The organism is Photobacterium atrarenae, from assembly GCF_024380015.1.
GTDB lineage: Bacteria > Pseudomonadota > Gammaproteobacteria > Enterobacterales > Vibrionaceae > Photobacterium > Photobacterium atrarenae.
Genome location: NZ_CP101509.1, coordinates 1,550,271 through 1,567,505 on the forward strand (window position 1 = coordinate 1,550,271; position 17,235 = coordinate 1,567,505).

Below are 17,235 nucleotides of genomic sequence, written 5' to 3' on the forward strand. Positions count from 1 at the left end.
CTTGAGCCGTTCCTTGAACTTATGCACAATAGTGCGAATTGATAAGCAAAGGTAAAGAGCATGATTTCGAAGTGGGCTGTGCGCTTTTTTCAAATGGCTGAACTGGTAGGGTCCTGGAGTAAAGATCCGTCTACTCAGGTCGGTGCTGTGATCACACAGGGAAACCGCATTGTATCTGTTGGTTTTAATGGCTACCCACATGGTATTTCCGATAGTGCCTATGTCGATGATCGTGAAATGAAGCTGTTGAAAACCTTACATGCGGAAGAAAACGCGATTCTGTTTGCCAAGCGTGATCTGGCCGGTTGTGATATCTGGGTGACTCATTTCCCGTGTCCGAACTGTGCTGCCAAAATTATTCAGACCGGGATTTCAACAGTGCATTGTCCGGAGCAGACTGAGGATTTTCTGTCCCGCTGGGGGGAGAAGATTAAAGTCAGTGAAGAGATGTTTGCTCAGGCAGGCGTTGCCGTCGACTGGTTGCCACTCGAGGAGCTGATGGACAGGAAGACGGCTTCAGAAAGCGCTTAGTGAAGCGTTGACAGTAGTTACAAAAAATCCGGCGACTGCCGGATTTTTTTGTCTGAAGGAGAGGGCCTTACTGGCGAATCCCTTCAACATGCAGTTCAAGATCGGCATAGCTGGAGTCACCCATGACCTGAATGCCGAAGTCTTTCAGCTCGATGCGGGTGGTCCCGGTAAAGCCCGCGCGGTAGCCGCCCCATGGGTCTTCACCTTCCCCGACCAGCTGCGCGTCGATGGAGATTGGCTTGGTCTGACCGTGTAGGGTCAGGTTGCCGTCAATCGTCATCGCGTCATCGCCTTTCGGTGTTACCTTGGTGCTGGTGAAAGTCGCGGTGGCGTATTTTTTCACATCCAGAAAGTCTTCGCTGCGTACGTGCTTGTCACGTTCGGCATGGTTGGTGTCAAAGCTGGAAGTATCCACGTTGACCTTCACTTGGGATGCCGCAAGATTTTTCGGATCATAGCTGAAAGTACCGTCAAACTCGTTGAAGCGGCCTTTGATCCAGCTGTAACCCAGATGTTTGATTTTCAGGTTGATAGAGGCGTGTGCGCCTTTCGTATCAATGACATAGTCTGCTGCTGAAGCAACTGAAGGTACAGAGACTGCTGCTAATAATCCCAAAGCAAGCATGTGTTTTTTCATTTTTCCTTTACTCCCAACATTTTTTTCAAGGTGTTGTCTTTATTGACAAAGTGGTGTTTTAAAGCAGCAGCTGCATGAAGCGCAGCCAGTCCAATCAGGGTGTAGGCCATGTATTCGTGAATTTCACCAGCGATATCAGCCTGGTTCGGAAACAGCTCGCCTAAACCGGGGACGGAGAACCAGTCAAAAACATCGATGGCGCGGCCATCCGCGGTAGAAATCAGGTAACCGGAAATAAACAGACCAAACATGAGCAGATAGATCAGCCCATGGGCAGCCTTCGCACTGATCATCTCCCACCGTGCTCCTTCAATGGCCGGATGACCTTTGAGGTGCTTCCACACGAGGCGAATCACGGTGGCGAACGCCAGACACAGGCCGATAGATTTGTGCCAGTGGGGGGCCGGTTTATACCAGGGAGAGTAATAGTTCAGGTCAACCATCCATAAGCCGACGGCAAAGAGGCCAATGACTACGACGGCAGACAGCCAGTGCAGTGTAATGGAGAGCCAGTCATAGGCTTTGGGTGTATTTTTCATCATGAAAAGTCTATCTATTCCAGGGTATTAATACCGAATAGTTATAGTCTAGTTTGAATCAACGGAAAGATAAGCCCTGCGAGTTGAACAACTACTTCAAATAATTTGAATGAACTATCTGAGGGATAGGTGAACGGGTGAAAAAATGAGCGTAGCAAAACCGCGGGGAAAGAAAAAGGCAAGCGCAAATGCTTGCCTTGAAACGTCGGTAAGTGCGCAATCAGCGCAATATATTGTTTTCGTGACGCCAGTCCATAATCGTCCAGTCTTTCATCTGGGCATGCAGCGCCAGCGCCGGATCCGGGTTCACGGCAAACGGGCGATCGACGGCATCCAGCATCGGCAGGTCGTTAATCGAATCACTGTAGCCGTAGCTACCACTGAACTCGATTTCCTGCGCTTCTAGCCAAGCTTTCATTCTCACCACCTTTCCTTGTTGATAGCTGAGCGTTCCGGTTGTTTTACCCGTGAAAATGCCGTTGATTTGCTCTAGGTTGATCGCAATGGCGTCATCGGCTCCTAATAATTTTGCAATGGGCTTTACCAGGTGTTCACCGGTTGCGGAAATAATCAGAATAAAATCGCCGCGCTTTTTATGCCATGCAATGCGGGAAAGGGCATCTTCATACAAGGCCGGCTTAATTTTCTGTGCCAGAAATTCGGTCATCAGCTGGTTCAGCGTTTGGGTGTCCATGCCCACGATGGGTTTCAGTGTCGTGCGCAAATAGGTATGCATGTCCAAATTGCCTTTGGCGTAAGCTTCCATCAGCTCTTTTTCTTCTACCAGAAGGGATTCAGGCGCAAGGCCCTTTTCAACGATAAATTCGTTCCAGAGGCTGGCAGAGTCGGCGGCAATAAGGGTTTCGTCCAGGTCAAATACAGCCAGGTAAGGCTTCTTCTCCATAGCCTGATGTGCGTCGTTCAAACTCTCTATCCTTTAATCTTTTTCAGTTCTTCGTCTATGGAGGGTGAGCATAGATAAGAAATGTGACATTTATCTTTCAGTACTATGTAGATTTCAAGGCACTCGCCTGGAGATTGTCTGCTTTTCCGGATGTACTTGGCGGTATTCATGACAGTGTCTCAAGTGTGAGACAGATGGGCCGGGGGAATCTCTGTATAGTGCAGACAGCTTTTTTCAGTTCAATGGAAGATAAGTGACAATAGATGACGATAGCACGAAGGAAAGCCCTGTGAGCTGTGCATTGACGTCAGGAGGAAAGCTTGCGCAGTGCCTGGCACAGGGTGCGGATAAAAGCATGTACGCAGTGTATCAAGATTACACCCTGAGAAGTGCTTTTCAGCCTATTGTTGCAGCAGACGGCTCCCTGTTTGGCTACGAAGCCCTGCTGCGGATTTATGATCGTGAAGGAAGACAGCTGAAAACTGAGCCTTTTTTCAGTACTGGTTTGCTCAATGTGACTGACCGTCTCAATCTCGAGCGGCTGGCAAGAAGCATTCACCTGCACAACTATGCGCAATTTCTGAGCCAGGGCGCTTTATTTATCAATATGACGCCCATTGCAGCGCTCGATACCGCCAGTCAGCAGTGTTTGCAGCACTCTTTTATGACTCAGGTGACTGAGCTTGGTGTTTCCGCTGAACATATCTATTTCGAACTGCTGGAGCACTATACGTCCAATGACAGGCTGCTGTTGCACTCATTGAAAAACATGCAGCAACATGGCTTGCGGATTGCCATGGATGATTACGGTGTCGATGGGTCTTCTGAAACCCGGGCTCGTTACGTGAATCCGGAGGTTATCAAAATCGACCGCAGCCTGCTCGTGCAGCTTCGGGCCGGGAGGCCCCAAGCGTTGCTGGATGTTGTTACGTTAGCCAAAGAGCTCAAAGCCCGGGTGCTGGTGGAAGGCGTTGAGAGTGAGGCGGATTTCGAATCAGTACGCGGCATTGGCGTAGATTATATGCAGGGCTATTATATTGGCCATCCGGAGCTGGCCTGCTATTTGCCCCGACATTTTGAGCCGGTTTGTGGCTGATCGGGGCAACAGGTGGTCGATACGGTTAGTTGTGGGCGACTCCGCCCTGGGTCAGTTTTTCCGGATTCAGTAATTGCTCGAGTTCATCCCGGCCGAGTTCGGTTTCTTCAACGGCAACATCAATAATTGGCCGTTGCTCCTGATAGGCTTTTTTGGCAATTTCAGCTGCTTTGAGATAACCAATGACTGGGTTGAGGGCGGTTACCAGAATTGGGTTTTTGGCCAGCGCCTGTTGTAGGTTATCTTCACGCACCGAGAAGCTGCTGATGGCTTTATCGGCCAGCAGGATGGCGGCATTCGACAGCAGTTCAATACTTTGGATCAGGTTATAGGCGATCACCGGTAGCATCACATTGAGCTGGAAGTTGCCCGACTGGCCGGCAATGGTGATGGTCGTGTCATTCCCGATCACTTGCGCAGCGACCATCGCTGATGCTTCCGGTATCACCGGGTTGACCTTGCCCGGCATGATCGAAGAGCCGGGCTGTAGCGCTTCCAGTTCAATTTCCCCGAGTCCCGCCAGTGGGCCGGAATTCATCCAGCGTAAATCATTAGAAATCTTCATGATCGCGACTGCTGTGGTCTTCAGTTGGCCGGACAGCGCCACGATCGCGTCCTGGCTGCCGAGGTTGTAGAAGAAATTGTCGCTGGCGGTAAAGCTGATCTCGGTCGAGACTGAAATATTGTTGGCAAATATCGCCGCAAACTCCGGTTCAGCGTTAATTCCGGTGCCGACTGCGGTACCACCTTGCGCCAAAGCGGTGACATTTTCCAGCGCCTGGCTGATCCCGTGGTGGGCTTTTTCCAGCTGGGATTTCCAGCCTTGCAGTTCCTGACCCAAAGTCACCGGCATGGCATCCATCAGGTGCGTCCGACCGGTTTTGACCACCTGGCCAACCGCTTGGGTTTTGTCGTCGATGACGGTAATCAGGTGTTCGATCGCCGGGAACAACTGGGTATGGCAGGCCAGGGCGCCACTGACCTGGATCGTCGTTGGGATCACATCATTACTGCTTTGTCCCATGTTGACGTGATCGTTCGGGTTAACGGCCTGATCACATTTCTGGCTGGCCAGCGTGGCGATCACTTCATTGGCATTCATGTTCGAACTGGTCCCCGAGCCGGTCTGAAAAATGTCAATCGGGAATTGTGCCAGATGCTGGCCGTCAATGATTTCCTGACAGCTGTCAATAATCGCATGGGCGATGTCGTGATCGAGTAACTTGAGTTCCAGGTTGCTGCGTGCCGCGGCTTGCTTGACATAGGCTAGCGCCTGAATGAACTGCTGGGGCATCGGGATCCCGCTGATCGGAAAGTTATTCACCGCACGTTGAGTCTGAGCTTGATAAAGCGCGTCCTGAGGGACTTTCACTTCGCCCATACTGTCTTTTTCGATGCGATACTGGGAAGTCATGTTCATTATCCTTAGAGTCCAGAGTGATAGTGGATTTGTAAAAGCCCGCGCTGCAGAGACTGAAGCTGCTTTTGCCCATAGGCGGAGTTGCCATAACATTTTTTGAGTGCCAGCAGCGGGCAGTGAAGGTGATCCGCGCAGATGCGCCGGAAGATTCGGGAATGGCCGGTATGGCGAATCGCTTCCACTAAGTTGAAGAATACTCGCCGCAGAAGCAGCTCTTGCAGCAAGGGGTTATAGCTCGGGGTATGACGACAGTAATAAGCCGCCAAATTGAGCCCTGACTGCACAAAGTCAATCACGATATCCGGTTCGAAGCCGGGGATGATTGGCGGTGAAATGAAGCGATCTTCAGCTTTGAAGAACTGGGAGTAGAGCTGGGCCTGTTTTTCCATAGAGCGCTCCGAAACTTAAAACAAATTATGATACTGATAACTATTATCATTTAAGTCTGGATCGTGCAAGTGAGTTGAGCTTACTGTTCAGTGTATACGATCCTGCCTGGGGACTCGCCGGATAGAATGCGTGATCTGATTCACAGCCATGGCCGTAAAACACTGCTTATCCGGCATAGAGCTCTGGTATGATGAGTGAAGTTCAGGTTGTTTGGTGGAACGTATCATGAAGAAGACGAAGGCGCTTAAGGTCGGTTTATGGCTGGCTACCGGGATGGTGATGTTGCCGGCTGTGGCTGAAGCGTCGGGAAATGTGGAGCGTACGGCGTTGAGTGTCCCGAAAGCGATGAAAATATTGCAAGGTCAGGGGTATCACGATTTCAGGAAAATCAAAGTGGAGCGTGATGATCATGAAATTGAAGTCGAAGCCCGTGATTCGGATGGACAACGGGTAGAGATCGAAATGGATCTCTACACCGGAAAAGTGATCAGTATCGAAGCAGACTAGCCTGTAATCATAGCCGTTACTTATTTTTTGTTGCGATCAGCATCGCCCCGGAGCGTGCCGGTAAGCGCAGTTGCAGCTGTGGGCCGGCTTTCTCGAACGATTCGACGACCACCCCGGGCATGGCTAGCCAATCGGTATATTTACCGGTTGGCAGGGTAATGACCTGCTCGCGTTGACCTTTGTTGATCGCTACCACACCCTGTTCCCCCCGGCTAAACACCAGGTGGCTGTCACTGTATTCAAGGCACTGCATTGGCTGACCGTGGACCTGGTTATGGAAGTGGATCATCCGCTGGAGTAACGGATTTTGCCAGCTATCGACCCATCTGGGTCTACCGGCCTGATTGCTAAGACCGCTGGTATCCAGATCGGCATAAATCAAAGGACTTCCCCCATCGCGACCGAGCAGGTAGCAATAGGCTAATTGCTCATTTTCCTCACACATCACCTGATCGAGAAATACATCGTTGTTTGGCATGTCGTGGGTGACGGCAAAGGTGATAGCCCGATCAAAAGCCAGCGCTTGCCCGACAGAGTAGGGGTTGATCAGCTCGGCCATTGAACCTTGCTGCTCGAAAACCTTGAATAGCGCGTGGAACAGCGGGAAATCGTACGCCCCAAGGCTGGTCTGTTCCAGGTAGGGCTTGAGAAACAGCTCATACTCCTCACGTGTCGCGCCGCCGTCAGTAATGATTTCACCAAAGATATGAACGCCATCCGCGATTTCAGCATCCCAGACCTGTTTAAGGTGTGTCAAGGTCATATGCTTGGCTGCGTCAATGCGAAACCCGCTAACGCCCATCGTTTTCAGCGCACGTAGGTATGCTTGTTGGGCTTTTACTACATTTTCATTGCAACTGAGCGTCGGCAGGCCGGGATCTTCCTGCCCGCCGCTGATCCGGCCATGCTGAACCTGCCAGGGATCGGTCCAGTCCCGGATTGGAAAGGCCGAGACAAAGTCCTGCTCTGTAAACAGGGGTTCGGACAGATCGCCAAATAATTTTAGTGATTCGTAGTGAGCCGCTTGCTGTTGGTAATCCCGGAGTACGGTCTGATCTGGGTAATGCAGATCGCAGCGAGTTTTGGACTCATTGGCCATATGGTTAAACACCACGTCTGCATACACTTCCAGATTCAGCGCCTTCAGGCTGGCTGTCATCTGACGAAAGTCTTCGGTATTGCCGAGTTGGTTGTCGATAACCCGATAGTCCTGTGGCTGATAGCGTTGCCACCAGGGAGTGGCAGGACTGGCACGGAGAGATTTCATCGGCGGGGAGACCAGGACCGCCTTGAATCCGGCATCGGCAATGGCTTGTGCGTGTGCTGTCACGCGGTGATAGGGCCAGTCGAAGGCATGGAGGATGACGTTGGTTGCCTGCGGCTGGCAAGCGGCGAAATCGTGCATCGTCATGTACGTATATCCATCTGAAAAACTGTGTCCAGTCTACTGAGAGGAAGGATAAAAGTATTCACCTCCGTCGTGCCCATTTCGGGATGAGTTGGGGGGAGTAGTTGTCGTTAGCCTGAAATTACAGGGGGTGGGGTCAAACATTCTGCGGTTAAATTTGTACTTTGTCAGTTTGTTTTCTATCAATGGGAGGTCACCGGAAAAAACAAGGCATTAAATATAGTCGACAGAACGGAATCTGTGAACGCTGTAATAAAATTCTAACGCTGTAATTTATGTGTCATGTTTTAGTGCAAAAACATTCTCATAAAGAATTTACCTATGGTATATATGAATGTTATTGCTTATTAACAAGGAGGTACATCATGGCAGGTGTTTTGGGAATGATCTTAGCAGGTGGGGAAGGCTCCCGTCTGCGACCGCTTACCGTAACCCGTTCGAAACCCGCTGTGCCCTTTGGTGGTAGTTACCGCCTGATAGATTTTGCGCTCAATAACTTCCTGAATGCGGATCTGATGAAGATCTATGTACTGACGCAGTTTAAGTCGCAGTCGCTTTATGTTCACTTGAAAAAAGGGTGGAATGTCTCGGGGATCACTGGACGGTTTATCGATCCGATTCCGGCCCAGATGCGGATGGGTAAGCGCTGGTATGACGGCACTGCAGATGCAATCTATCAGAACCTGAGATTTATTGAGCTGGAAGAGCCGGAGCAGGTCTGTATTTTCGGTAGCGATCATATCTATAAGATGGATGTGAAGCAGATGCTGAACTTCCACCTGGAGAAAGAGGCCGCTCTGACGGTTTCTGCGTTACGTATGCCAATCCGTGAAGCCAGCGAGTTTGGGGTGATCGAGGTGGATGAGCGGGGTTGTATGATCGGTTTTGAAGAAAAGCCGGCCCAGCCGAAAGCAATTCCGGGCGATCCGGAGCATGCCCTGGTATCGATGGGTAACTATATTTTTGAAACAGATGTCCTGTGTCGGGAGCTGGAAGCGGACGCCGTCAATGAAGACTCCAGCCATGATTTCGGCAAAGATATTATTCCGAAACTCTTCCCGCAGGGGAAGGTGTATGTGTACGACTTTACCACCAATAATATTCCGGGTGAGAAGTCGACCGGGTACTGGCGGGATGTCGGGACCATCGATGCGTACTGGCAGGCGCATATGGATTTGCTGTCTGAAGATGCACCGTTTTCTCTGTATAACCGCCAATGGCAACTGCATACCTATTATCCGCCGCTACCGCCAGCAACGGTCCTCGACAGCGATGATTGTAAAGTCGATATTAACAACTGCATGATTTCAGCAGGCAGCTATATTCGCGGTGCCAAGGTGTATAAATCGGTGCTCGGATTCCGAACCAACGTTGACCATTGCACAACGATTAGTGAATCTGTGATCCTGGGGGATGTGAAGATTGGCGCTGGCTGCTCGATTCGCCGTGCTATCATCGATAAAAATGTCCAGATCGCGCCGGGAACCATGATTGGAGAAGATCTGGAAGAAGATCGCAAGAAATATCATGTGTCTGAGGATGGCGTCGTCGTGATACCAAAAGGAGCAAAAATTGGTTACTAGGAAGAAATCGAAGCAAGCGCCGTTGAAGGTATTATTTGTTGCCTCTGAAGTCGAGGGGCTGGTAAAAACAGGCGGTCTGGCGGATGTTGCGAAGGCGCTGCCTGTCACGTTGCAGGCCATGGGACACGATGTCCGTGTGGTAATGCCCCTGTATCGAAAAGTCGCGGGCCGGGAGCAGGCCCGGACGGTATTAGAGACAGAGTTGTTCGTCTCCTCTCAGCCGCAGCCGGTGGGTTATCAGGTCAAAACCCTCAGCCTTGAAACGGATAGTGACCCTGTCACAGTTTATGGAGTCGATGCGCCTTATTTTGACCGCCCAGAGTTATATGCGGAAAATAATCAGGCTTATGCGGATAACGGTGAGCGGTTTGCTTTTTTCAGTGCAGCTGCATTGGATCTTTGTGACAAGCTCGGCTTCCAGCCAGATGTGGTTCACTGTAATGACTGGCATACCGGACTGGTTCCGTTTTTATTGCGTACCCGGTATGCCGATGCCCCCTGCTTTGCTCAGACAAAGAGCGTGATGACTATCCATAACGCCGTGTTTAAGGGAGTTTTTAATTACGATCAGTACAGCTTGATCCCTGAATTAATCCAGCAGCGTTATGTCCAGTTAGAGATGGATCCGGCGCATGTCAGTATGCTGAAAGCCGGCGTAGCGTATGCCGATAAAGTCAATGCCGTGAGTCCGAACTATGCCGCAGAGTTGCTGACAGAGCTCGGCTCCCATGGCATGGCCGCAGACTTTACCGCCCGTGCTGATGATCTCTACGGCATTATTAACGGGTGCGATTACAGTGACTGGAACCCGGAAACGGACCCGTATATTAAGCAGAACTTCAAAGCCGGTAAGGTGAGCTTAAGCCGGGGCAAGAAAGCCTGTAAACGAGATTTACAGCAACAGGTAGACTTACCAGTGGCAGATGTTCCGCTCTATGGCATGGTTTGCCGCCTGACGGAGCAAAAAGGCATTCACTATTTGCTGCCGATCCTTAAAGATTTCCTGGTGAATGATGTTCAGGTCGTGATCGTTGGCACCGGAGATCCGGCACTGGCTGGGGCATTGCGCGAGATTTCACAGCAGTATCCCGATAAGTTTGCGTTTGTTGAAGCCTATAACAACGCATTGGCCCACTGTGTTGAAGCGGGGGCGGATTTCTTCATGATGCCGTCGGAGTTTGAGCCTTGTGGCTTGAATCAGATGTACAGTCTGGCCTATGGGACACTGCCGATTGTGCGTGGGGTCGGGGGATTGAAAGATACGGTGATCGATTATGATCAAACGCCGCAAGTGGCAACCGGGTTTATCTTTGAGGCACCGACGCCGGAAGCCTTGCTGATCAAACTTCAGCGCAGCCTGCTGCTCTATTGCCAGCAGCCTCAGGAGTTTAAGCGCCTGCAGCAAAATGCGATGGCGTGTAAATTTGAGTGGCGTGAGTCGGCTGAGCAGTATATTAGGATGTACCTGGGGGAGGAGCAGGGCGTTCGTGCTTCAGTCATTAGCAATACGGAGTCGCTAAACGCCTGATTGCCCTGAAGCTGGATAAAGCCTTCAATGACAGGTCAAGCCTCCATCTCGGAGGCTTGATTGTTTGACTCAGGACGAGGTAAGAATTTGAGTCAGGGGTAGGTTTCAGCCGGCGGCACGTTTTGAATGAGTTGTTGTTTGAACTCTTCGACATGGTCGGCCTGGAGTTGGTTGAGCTGATAGAGGCCGACGGTACTGGTCTGTCCGAGCCCGTCGCTTGGCAGCGGGACAATGCCGGCTCGAGCAAAAAAAACGGTCATGGACTTGGGATACGGCATAATGGCCCGGGTATGGCGGAGCATATCGAGACTGGCTGACAGACTGTTGATTTCATAAACAATCCGCTCCGAGGCTTTTTGGCGCTCCAAATTGAGTTGCTTGGGTTGTGGGTTCTCCAGTAATTGACGGAAGTGCTCTGAATCCGGAGTTACCTGGAGTAAGGGGTATAATTCGATGTCGGTTGCCGTGCGCTGATTGACCAGCAGCGGATGCGACTGGTGGACAAACAGCGCTTCTTCATCTTGCAACAACGGAATAAAGCGGACCGGGCATTTACGTGACAGGCCGACAATCTCATGACCGACAAACAGATCGATATGACCGTGTACCAGTAAATCCATCAGTTTCAGGTGGTTGCCGAATTCGAGTTGCACCGAAATGGACGGGTGATCGGCACTGTAGTGCTGGAGCGCCTGCTTGACGAACAGCTCCCACCAGGCATCCCCGGTGCCGATTTTCAATTTGCGGGTTTTGCGGGCTTTCAGATCGGCCATGGCATGGAGCAGGGCATGATGACGGCGTTGCAGATCCAGCGCTTGCTCCTGGAATTTGAGACCATACTCGGTCAGCTCAACCCCCTTGGACCTGCGAATAAATAACGGTACATCAAACGCAGCTTCCAGCTTCTTCATATTATTGGTCAGGGTCGGCTGGCTGAGACCTAGATGCTCGGCTGCCTGGCTGATATTGCCGAGTTCGGCAACGACGAGAAACTGCTGATAATGCTTGTCCATATCTTGGGCCTATTCAGGAGGGGCGCTGGGAAAAGGCGAATAGCGATAAGTCTCACATTTCTGGCTTTTAAAGAAAATCCGTCAGTCGGCAATCCTGTGATCTGGATCGGTATAAACGCTAATGATATTGGTTTTTTGAATATCATTGTCGGGGGATCGTATTTTTCATCGCCTGTTTAGGCTTCTATGATATTGGAAATCAAGATATCTGCTGTTCTTTTTCTCTCACGGAGTGTTTTGCGATGTATACGATGCCGAACTGGTGGCATGACGCCGTTGTTTATCAAATTTATCCCCGTAGTTTTTGTGACTCGAACCAGGATGGGATGGGGGACTTGCCCGGGATCATCAGCAAACTGGATTACCTGAAAACCCTGGGTGTGAACGTCCTGTGGCTCTCGCCGGTCTACCGTTCACCGATGGATGATAATGGCTACGATATATCGGATTACCAGGATATTGCCCCGGAATTTGGCACCATGGCGGACATGCAGCAGCTGCTAGCCGAAGCAAAGCGACGGGATATCCGGATTATTATGGACTTGGTGGTCAACCATACGTCGGATGAGCACCCATGGTTTGTGGAAGCACGCAAGTCGAAAGATAACCCGTACCGTGATTATTATATCTGGCGTCAGCCGAAAGAAGATGGCTCGGCACCGGATGATCAAGGCTCAATTTTCGGTGGCAGCGCCTGGCAGTTTGATGAACAAACGGGTGAATACTACTTCCACCTGTTCTCCAAGCGTCAGCCGGATCTGAACTGGGAAAACCCGAAAGTGCAGGAAGAAGTCCACCGGATGATGAACTGGTGGATCGAGAAGGGGATCGGCGGATTCCGTCTGGACGTGATAGATCTGATCGGCAAAGAGATCGATAAAGGGATCACCGGTAACGGCCCGCGTCTGCACCCGCTGATCCAGCAGATGAACCGTGCTACCTTTGGCGATAAAGATTTGCTGACGGTGGGTGAGACCTGGGGCGCGACCCCGGAAATAGCCAAGCTGTACAGTAACCCGGCACGGGAAGAGTTTTCCATGGTGTTCCAGTTCGAGCACATTACCCTGACCTGGGAAAACGGCGATAAATGGCAGCCGATCCCGCTGGATCTTCCGGCGCTGAAGCGCGTGCTGACCAAGTGGCAGGTGGAACTGGCAGATGAGGGGTGGAACTCGCTGTTCTGGAACAACCATGACTTGCCGCGGGTGGTCTCCAAATATGGGGATGAAGGCCAATACCGGGTTGAGTCGGCCAAGATGCTCGCTACTTCGCTGCACCTGATGAAAGGCACGCCCTATATTTATCAGGGCGAAGAGATTGGCATGACCAATGTCGCCTTTGACAGCATTGATGACTACCGGGATATCGAAACCCTGAATTTCTACCAGGAGCGGACAGCCAATGGTGTTGCGCCGGAGACCATGCTGGCAGCGGTACATGAAAACAGCCGCGATAACGCTCGAACGCCGATGCAGTGGGACAGCTCAGCGCATGCGGGCTTCTCCACGGCGCAGCCTTGGCTAGCGGTGAACCCAAATTACCCGAGCATTAATGTGGCTGACGCTCTGGATGATCAGAACTCGATTTTTTACCATTATCAAAAGTTGATTGCCCTGCGCAAACAGCTGCCGGTGATTGTGCGTGGTGCCTTTGAGCCGGTCTTTGAAGAGCACGACCAGGTACTGGCCTATATTCGTCAGGATGACAACCAGCGCCTGTTTGTGCTGAGTAACTTCAGCGCAGAAAAAGTGACCCTGGCCATGCCATCAGCGCTGCAAACATCACAGGCTGAATGTGTGATTGCCAACTATGCGCCGCGTCAGCAACTGGAAGCGACGGTGACACTGCAACCGTATGAGTCGTTTGCCATGCTGTTATCGTCATTGAAATAGATCCTGAAATCACTCCGGCGCCGGGCTTGAATGGCGCCAGGGATTGATGAAAGAGCGCCCGGCTTATCATGGATAGGCCGGGCGCTTTTTTGTATTTGTGGATGTAGGTTCCTGCAGGAACCCGACTTGTGTTTTTCGCCGGGTCCGGCTTCGCCTTGCGTTTAGATTTAGGCTCGGTGCAGGATCGTCAGTGACTTGGCACTTTGCATATAAGTCGTCTGGATCTGGCGCGGACGGAGCTGAGAATCCGAAGTATCGCAAATGACCGACCATTTCCCGCCTTGCGGCAGCCGGTAGCGGGTCGGGATGCTGGAGTGGTTGATTAAAAACAGCAATTCTTCGCCGTCTTTATACAAACCCAGGTACAGGGCAAAGGCTTCCAGGCCTTGCCAGTCTTCGGCGTTCATGTGCTGGCCGTTGGAGCGGCGCCAGTGGATCCGGTGATGACCGCGATCTTTGCCGCTGAAAGCCCGGATAAACGGACTCATCCACTGTTTACGCGCGGCAATCATCTGTGCCAGCCAGTCCCTGAACTGCTCGCTTTCTTCGGATAGTTGCCAATCTGCCCAACTGATCTCGTTATCCTGGCAGTAGGCGTTGTTATTGCCACGCTGGGTGTGCGAGAGGCTGTCAACGGCCAGAATGTGCGGGATACCGAAGCTAAACAACAGGGTCGCCATCAGGTTACGTTTTTGCCGTTCCCGTTTGTACTGTACCGACAGACGGGTGGTTTCACCTTCGATCCCTTGATTGTTGGAGCGGTTGTCGCCGTGGCCATCTCGGTTGTTCTCGCCGTTCGCTAGATTGTGCTTATGGTTATACGACACCAGATCGCGCAGGGTAAAGCCGTCATGGTAGCTGACAAAATTCACCGGCAGTTTGTCGGGCCAGCACCCGGCGCTAAACAGATCGCGGGAGCCCATAATCCGGGTTGCCAGCTCTTTGATTGGGTTGTGATTGCAAAGCCAGTAGCCTTTCACAGTGTCGCGGAACTTGTCATTACACTCGTTCCAGCCCCGTGGGAAATGTCCCAGTTGGTAGCCGTTCGGGCCGACGTCCCATGGCTCTGCGATCAGCTTGACCTGGCGCAGGAGTGGATCCTGAGCAATGGCTTTGAAGAAAGCGCCGTGGATATCGAAGTGCTCCCGTCGTCTGCCCAGCGTCGCGGCCAAATCGAATCGGAAACCGTCAATATGGTAGTGAGTGACCCAGTGGCGCAGGGTGTCGAGGACAATATTCAGGCTGGGTTGGTAGCTGAGATCAAATGTGTTGCCACAGCCGGTGAAGTTCACGTAATCCTTCCCGCTGTTAAGCAGATAGTGGCTTTTGTCCAGGCACTTAAAATGGAACTGTGGCCCGCCTTCACCGCCCTCAGCAGTGTGGTTAAAGACGATGTCCATGATCACCTCAATACCGTGCTGGTGCAGGGTCCGTACCATGGTTTTCATCTCGGTTACGGCATCGTGTACTGCATAGCGGGGCTCTGGTGCCATAAAACACAAGGTGTTATAACCCCAGAAGTTGATTTTGTTCATCTTCAGCAAGTGGGGCTCAGACATGCAGGAGGTGACCGGCATTAGCTGGAGCGAGGTGATTCCCTGAGCTTTGAAAAATGCGAGCATTTCCGGCTGACACAGGCCGAGATAGGTGCCGCGCCATTGTTCATTCATCTCCGGATGACGTTTGGTGAATCCTTTGACATGGGTTTCGAACAGGATGGTTTCTTCGTAAGGCACTTGCGGGCGTGGTGTATCTTGCCAGTCAAAGTCATGATTGGTGACGACCGATTTGGCAAACGCCCAGCTGGCTTCGGCAGAGAACGGCTCGGTGTAGTGGGGGATCTGATTCAGCGCCTGGGCGTACGGATCGAGGATCAGGCGTGTGCCACTTTTGTCCTGCACCTGGTAGCCATACACCTGTCCGGCTTTGACACCGTGGACAAAGGTATAACGAATTCCCATTTTTTGATGCTCTAATTCAATGACGGTTTTGTTATTCCGCTCATCAAATAGAATTAATTGAATATTGTTACTTTCCGGGCAATGAATTGAAAAATTACAACCTTGATCACATAATGTAGCCCCTAGAGGATAGGGCTGCGCTAATTTAGCGAACATTTACGACTTCTCTGTTTATATTTTTTGCGGTTTATAGGTGTTATTAAATCGGGAATTGAGCAACAGTCAAGCAGTGATTTTTTTTGAAAAAAATTAAATGCTCACCCAATAACTGATTTTTTCATTCTGATTTCAATTAAGTGATATAGCTCTTAATTTTCTTTTTCATTCTGTATCTTTATTACAGGCTTACGCCTAATCTTCGTGATGCGCCTCACGAATCCTGTCTACGCCTTCATAACTACGCCCTGCTCCTCCTCCTGCCTACGCCGGGGGCTGGGAGGATGCGTCTTCCTGACAGAGAGCTGAATATGAGTCCCGAAAAGATTGCTTCACCGCAGTCGAATACAAAAATTAGAAGGGACATTCCTATGAAACACAAGTTAGTACCTGTAGCAGCGGCATTATTGACAGCACTTGCTTCCGGGCAAGTTGCAGCGGAATCAGCAACGGATGTTATTTCTGACGGTTGGGAAGTACATGGTTACGGCTCGATGAATTACCGCATGGTCGAAGGCGAAACTGTCGATACTGAATATGGCAAGCCGGATTACAAAACGGCGGGCACGCACGGTAAAAGCACCAACCAAGTCGAATTTGTTGTGAAAAAACACACGGAACATCAAAATGGTGTTTGGTCTGACTTCGTGGTTCGTTCCGAATTCGGTAATGGTAACTCCTACGCTTACACTTCTTCTGGCAGCCAGAAAGACAACACTACAGCACAGTTCGAAGTAAAAGAAACCTTTGTTGAAATCGGTGGTTTTTCTTTCCTGGGCGAAGATACTTCGATTTGGGCAGGTCAGCGCTACCTGAACCGTGCTGCAGGCCTGCTGTCTGGTGAGTTCTGGAAACAGTCTTCCGGTGTGGGTGCCGGTATCCAGACCAAGATGGGCGGAAACACTGCTGGGGTTGCCGTGGTTTCAGCTGACCCGGATGCCGGTGCTGCTGAGCCAAATGACGAGCGTAGCACCCTGACATCTCTGGACTTCTACTACTACGGTGTAGAAGCGCTGGGCGGCAGCTTCGACTTTGACTTGAAAGTGATGTCTCAGGCAAACAAAGACTCTGACTCAGACAGCGGTATTGGCGCTGCGATTACCTATAACCGTGACTACTACGGCCTGGACGGCTGGACGCAAACTGCCATTGCTTACGGTGAAGGTGTTGCACAAAACCGCGGCGTAAACTTCGGTGGCTGGAGCGGCGGTGACGATGATGCGCAGTCTCTGTTCATCACTTCATACGGTGTGCTGAATATCACGGATAAGTTGCAAATGGGTTCTGAGCTGACATATATCGGCGCACTGGACAAGCTATGGGGTGCAGAAGATCTGAAACGTTATCTGATTGCGGTTCGCCCATCGTACAAAGTAAACGATAATCTGCGCCTGGAAATGACCGCATCTTACGGCCATGAAGAAGGGAAAGAGGGGTACTTCGGGGGACGCACGGGTGATTCAGTAGAAAGTGACATCTACAACCTGGAGCTGGCGTCTGCATTCACTGTGAACGCGGATTACTTCGGTCGTCCACAAATCAAGCCATATGTGAGCTATGTAAAAGCGGATGATCAGGCAAGTGCTGATATCATCGGTATCAAGAGCGGCGACAACGACGTGATTGTGGGTGTTCACACTGAAATCTGGTTCTAAACCGGTTTTGGAACA

Annotated in this window: 15 protein-coding genes; 7 read left to right on the forward strand and 8 right to left on the reverse strand. The window is 51.1% G+C overall.

Annotated elements, in window-relative coordinates:
• Nucleotides 1-60 precede the first annotated feature (60 nt).
• Entirely contained in the window at nucleotides 61-531 is a 471-nt protein-coding gene (locus NNL38_RS22905) for a dCMP deaminase family protein (protein WP_255391182.1), read from the forward strand.
• A 67-nt stretch (nucleotides 532-598) separates the two neighbouring features.
• Here the strand turns inward: NNL38_RS22905 and NNL38_RS22910 are convergent, their stop codons facing one another.
• The 3 genes from NNL38_RS22910 to NNL38_RS22920 all read right to left on the reverse strand — a co-directional run bounded on the left by NNL38_RS22910 (nucleotide 599) and on the right by NNL38_RS22920 (nucleotide 2,632).
• Nucleotides 599-1,168, reverse strand: a complete 570-nt coding sequence (locus NNL38_RS22910; RefSeq protein ID WP_255391183.1) for a YceI family protein — start codon at nucleotides 1,166-1,168, stop codon at nucleotides 599-601.
• The gene (locus tag NNL38_RS22915; RefSeq protein ID WP_255392314.1) at nucleotides 1,165-1,707 is read right to left on the reverse strand and encodes a cytochrome b; all 543 of its coding nucleotides are present in this window, start codon (nucleotides 1,705-1,707) and stop codon (nucleotides 1,165-1,167) included. The genes NNL38_RS22910 and NNL38_RS22915 overlap by 4 nt, the downstream gene beginning before the upstream one ends.
• 220 nt (nucleotides 1,708-1,927) lie before the next feature.
• A complete protein-coding gene (locus NNL38_RS22920; protein ID WP_255391185.1) occupies nucleotides 1,928-2,632 on the reverse strand; it encodes an HAD family hydrolase in 705 nt (234 codons plus the stop codon).
• A gap of 268 nt (nucleotides 2,633-2,900) precedes the next feature.
• On the opposite strand from NNL38_RS22920, the gene NNL38_RS22925 reads away from it, so the two are divergent.
• Nucleotides 2,901-3,707: an EAL domain-containing protein gene (locus tag NNL38_RS22925; protein WP_255391186.1), complete on the forward strand. Its 807-nt coding sequence runs from the start codon at nucleotides 2,901-2,903 to the stop codon at nucleotides 3,705-3,707.
• A 25-nt stretch (nucleotides 3,708-3,732) separates the two neighbouring features.
• On the opposite strand, the gene NNL38_RS22930 is transcribed toward NNL38_RS22925, so the two are convergent.
• A complete protein-coding gene (locus tag NNL38_RS22930; protein ID WP_255391187.1) occupies nucleotides 3,733-5,121 on the reverse strand; it encodes a class II fumarate hydratase in 1,389 nt (462 codons plus the stop codon).
• An 11-nt stretch (nucleotides 5,122-5,132) separates the two neighbouring features.
• Nucleotides 5,133-5,516 carry a hypothetical protein gene (locus tag NNL38_RS22935; RefSeq protein WP_255391188.1) on the reverse strand — a complete coding sequence of 128 codons (384 nt, stop codon included), beginning with the start codon at nucleotides 5,514-5,516 and terminating at the stop codon, nucleotides 5,133-5,135.
• Nucleotides 5,517-5,742: 226 nt separating this feature from the next.
• Here NNL38_RS22935 and NNL38_RS22940 point away from each other — a divergent pair, with 226 nt between their 5' ends.
• A complete protein-coding gene (locus NNL38_RS22940) occupies nucleotides 5,743-6,024 on the forward strand; it encodes a PepSY domain-containing protein (protein WP_255391189.1) in 282 nt (93 codons plus the stop codon).
• 16 nt (nucleotides 6,025-6,040) lie between these two features.
• Here NNL38_RS22940 and NNL38_RS22945 read toward each other — a convergent pair whose 3' ends face one another.
• Entirely contained in the window at nucleotides 6,041-7,429 is a 1,389-nt protein-coding gene (locus NNL38_RS22945; RefSeq protein ID WP_439651430.1) for an alpha-amylase family glycosyl hydrolase, read from the reverse strand.
• Between the two features lie 368 nt (nucleotides 7,430-7,797).
• On the opposite strand from NNL38_RS22945, the gene glgC reads away from it, so the two are divergent.
• Entirely contained in the window at nucleotides 7,798-9,015 is a 1,218-nt protein-coding gene (glgC, locus tag NNL38_RS22950) for a glucose-1-phosphate adenylyltransferase (protein ID WP_255391191.1), read from the forward strand.
• Nucleotides 9,005-10,543 (forward strand): glycogen synthase GlgA, encoded by a 1,539-nt coding sequence (glgA, locus tag NNL38_RS22955; protein ID WP_255391192.1) that lies wholly within the window; start codon nucleotides 9,005-9,007, stop codon nucleotides 10,541-10,543. The genes glgC and glgA overlap by 11 nt, the downstream gene beginning before the upstream one ends.
• 92 nt (nucleotides 10,544-10,635) lie before the next feature.
• On the opposite strand, the gene NNL38_RS22960 is transcribed toward glgA, so the two are convergent.
• The gene (locus NNL38_RS22960) at nucleotides 10,636-11,556 is read right to left on the reverse strand and encodes a LysR family transcriptional regulator (RefSeq protein WP_255391193.1); all 921 of its coding nucleotides are present in this window, start codon (nucleotides 11,554-11,556) and stop codon (nucleotides 10,636-10,638) included.
• Nucleotides 11,557-11,798: 242 nt separating this feature from the next.
• On the opposite strand from NNL38_RS22960, the gene NNL38_RS22965 reads away from it, so the two are divergent.
• Entirely contained in the window at nucleotides 11,799-13,448 is a 1,650-nt protein-coding gene (locus NNL38_RS22965) for a glycoside hydrolase family 13 protein (RefSeq protein WP_439651402.1), read from the forward strand.
• A gap of 167 nt (nucleotides 13,449-13,615) precedes the next feature.
• Here NNL38_RS22965 and glgX read toward each other — a convergent pair whose 3' ends face one another.
• Nucleotides 13,616-15,565, reverse strand: a complete 1,950-nt coding sequence (glgX, locus tag NNL38_RS22970) for a glycogen debranching protein GlgX (protein ID WP_255391194.1) — start codon at nucleotides 15,563-15,565, stop codon at nucleotides 13,616-13,618.
• Between the two features lie 371 nt (nucleotides 15,566-15,936).
• Between glgX and NNL38_RS22975 the strand changes: the two genes are divergently transcribed.
• Nucleotides 15,937-17,220, forward strand: coding sequence for a carbohydrate porin (locus NNL38_RS22975; RefSeq protein WP_255391195.1), 1,284 nt, complete (start codon nucleotides 15,937-15,939; stop codon nucleotides 17,218-17,220).
• The last annotated feature ends 15 nt before the right edge of the window (nucleotides 17,221-17,235 follow it).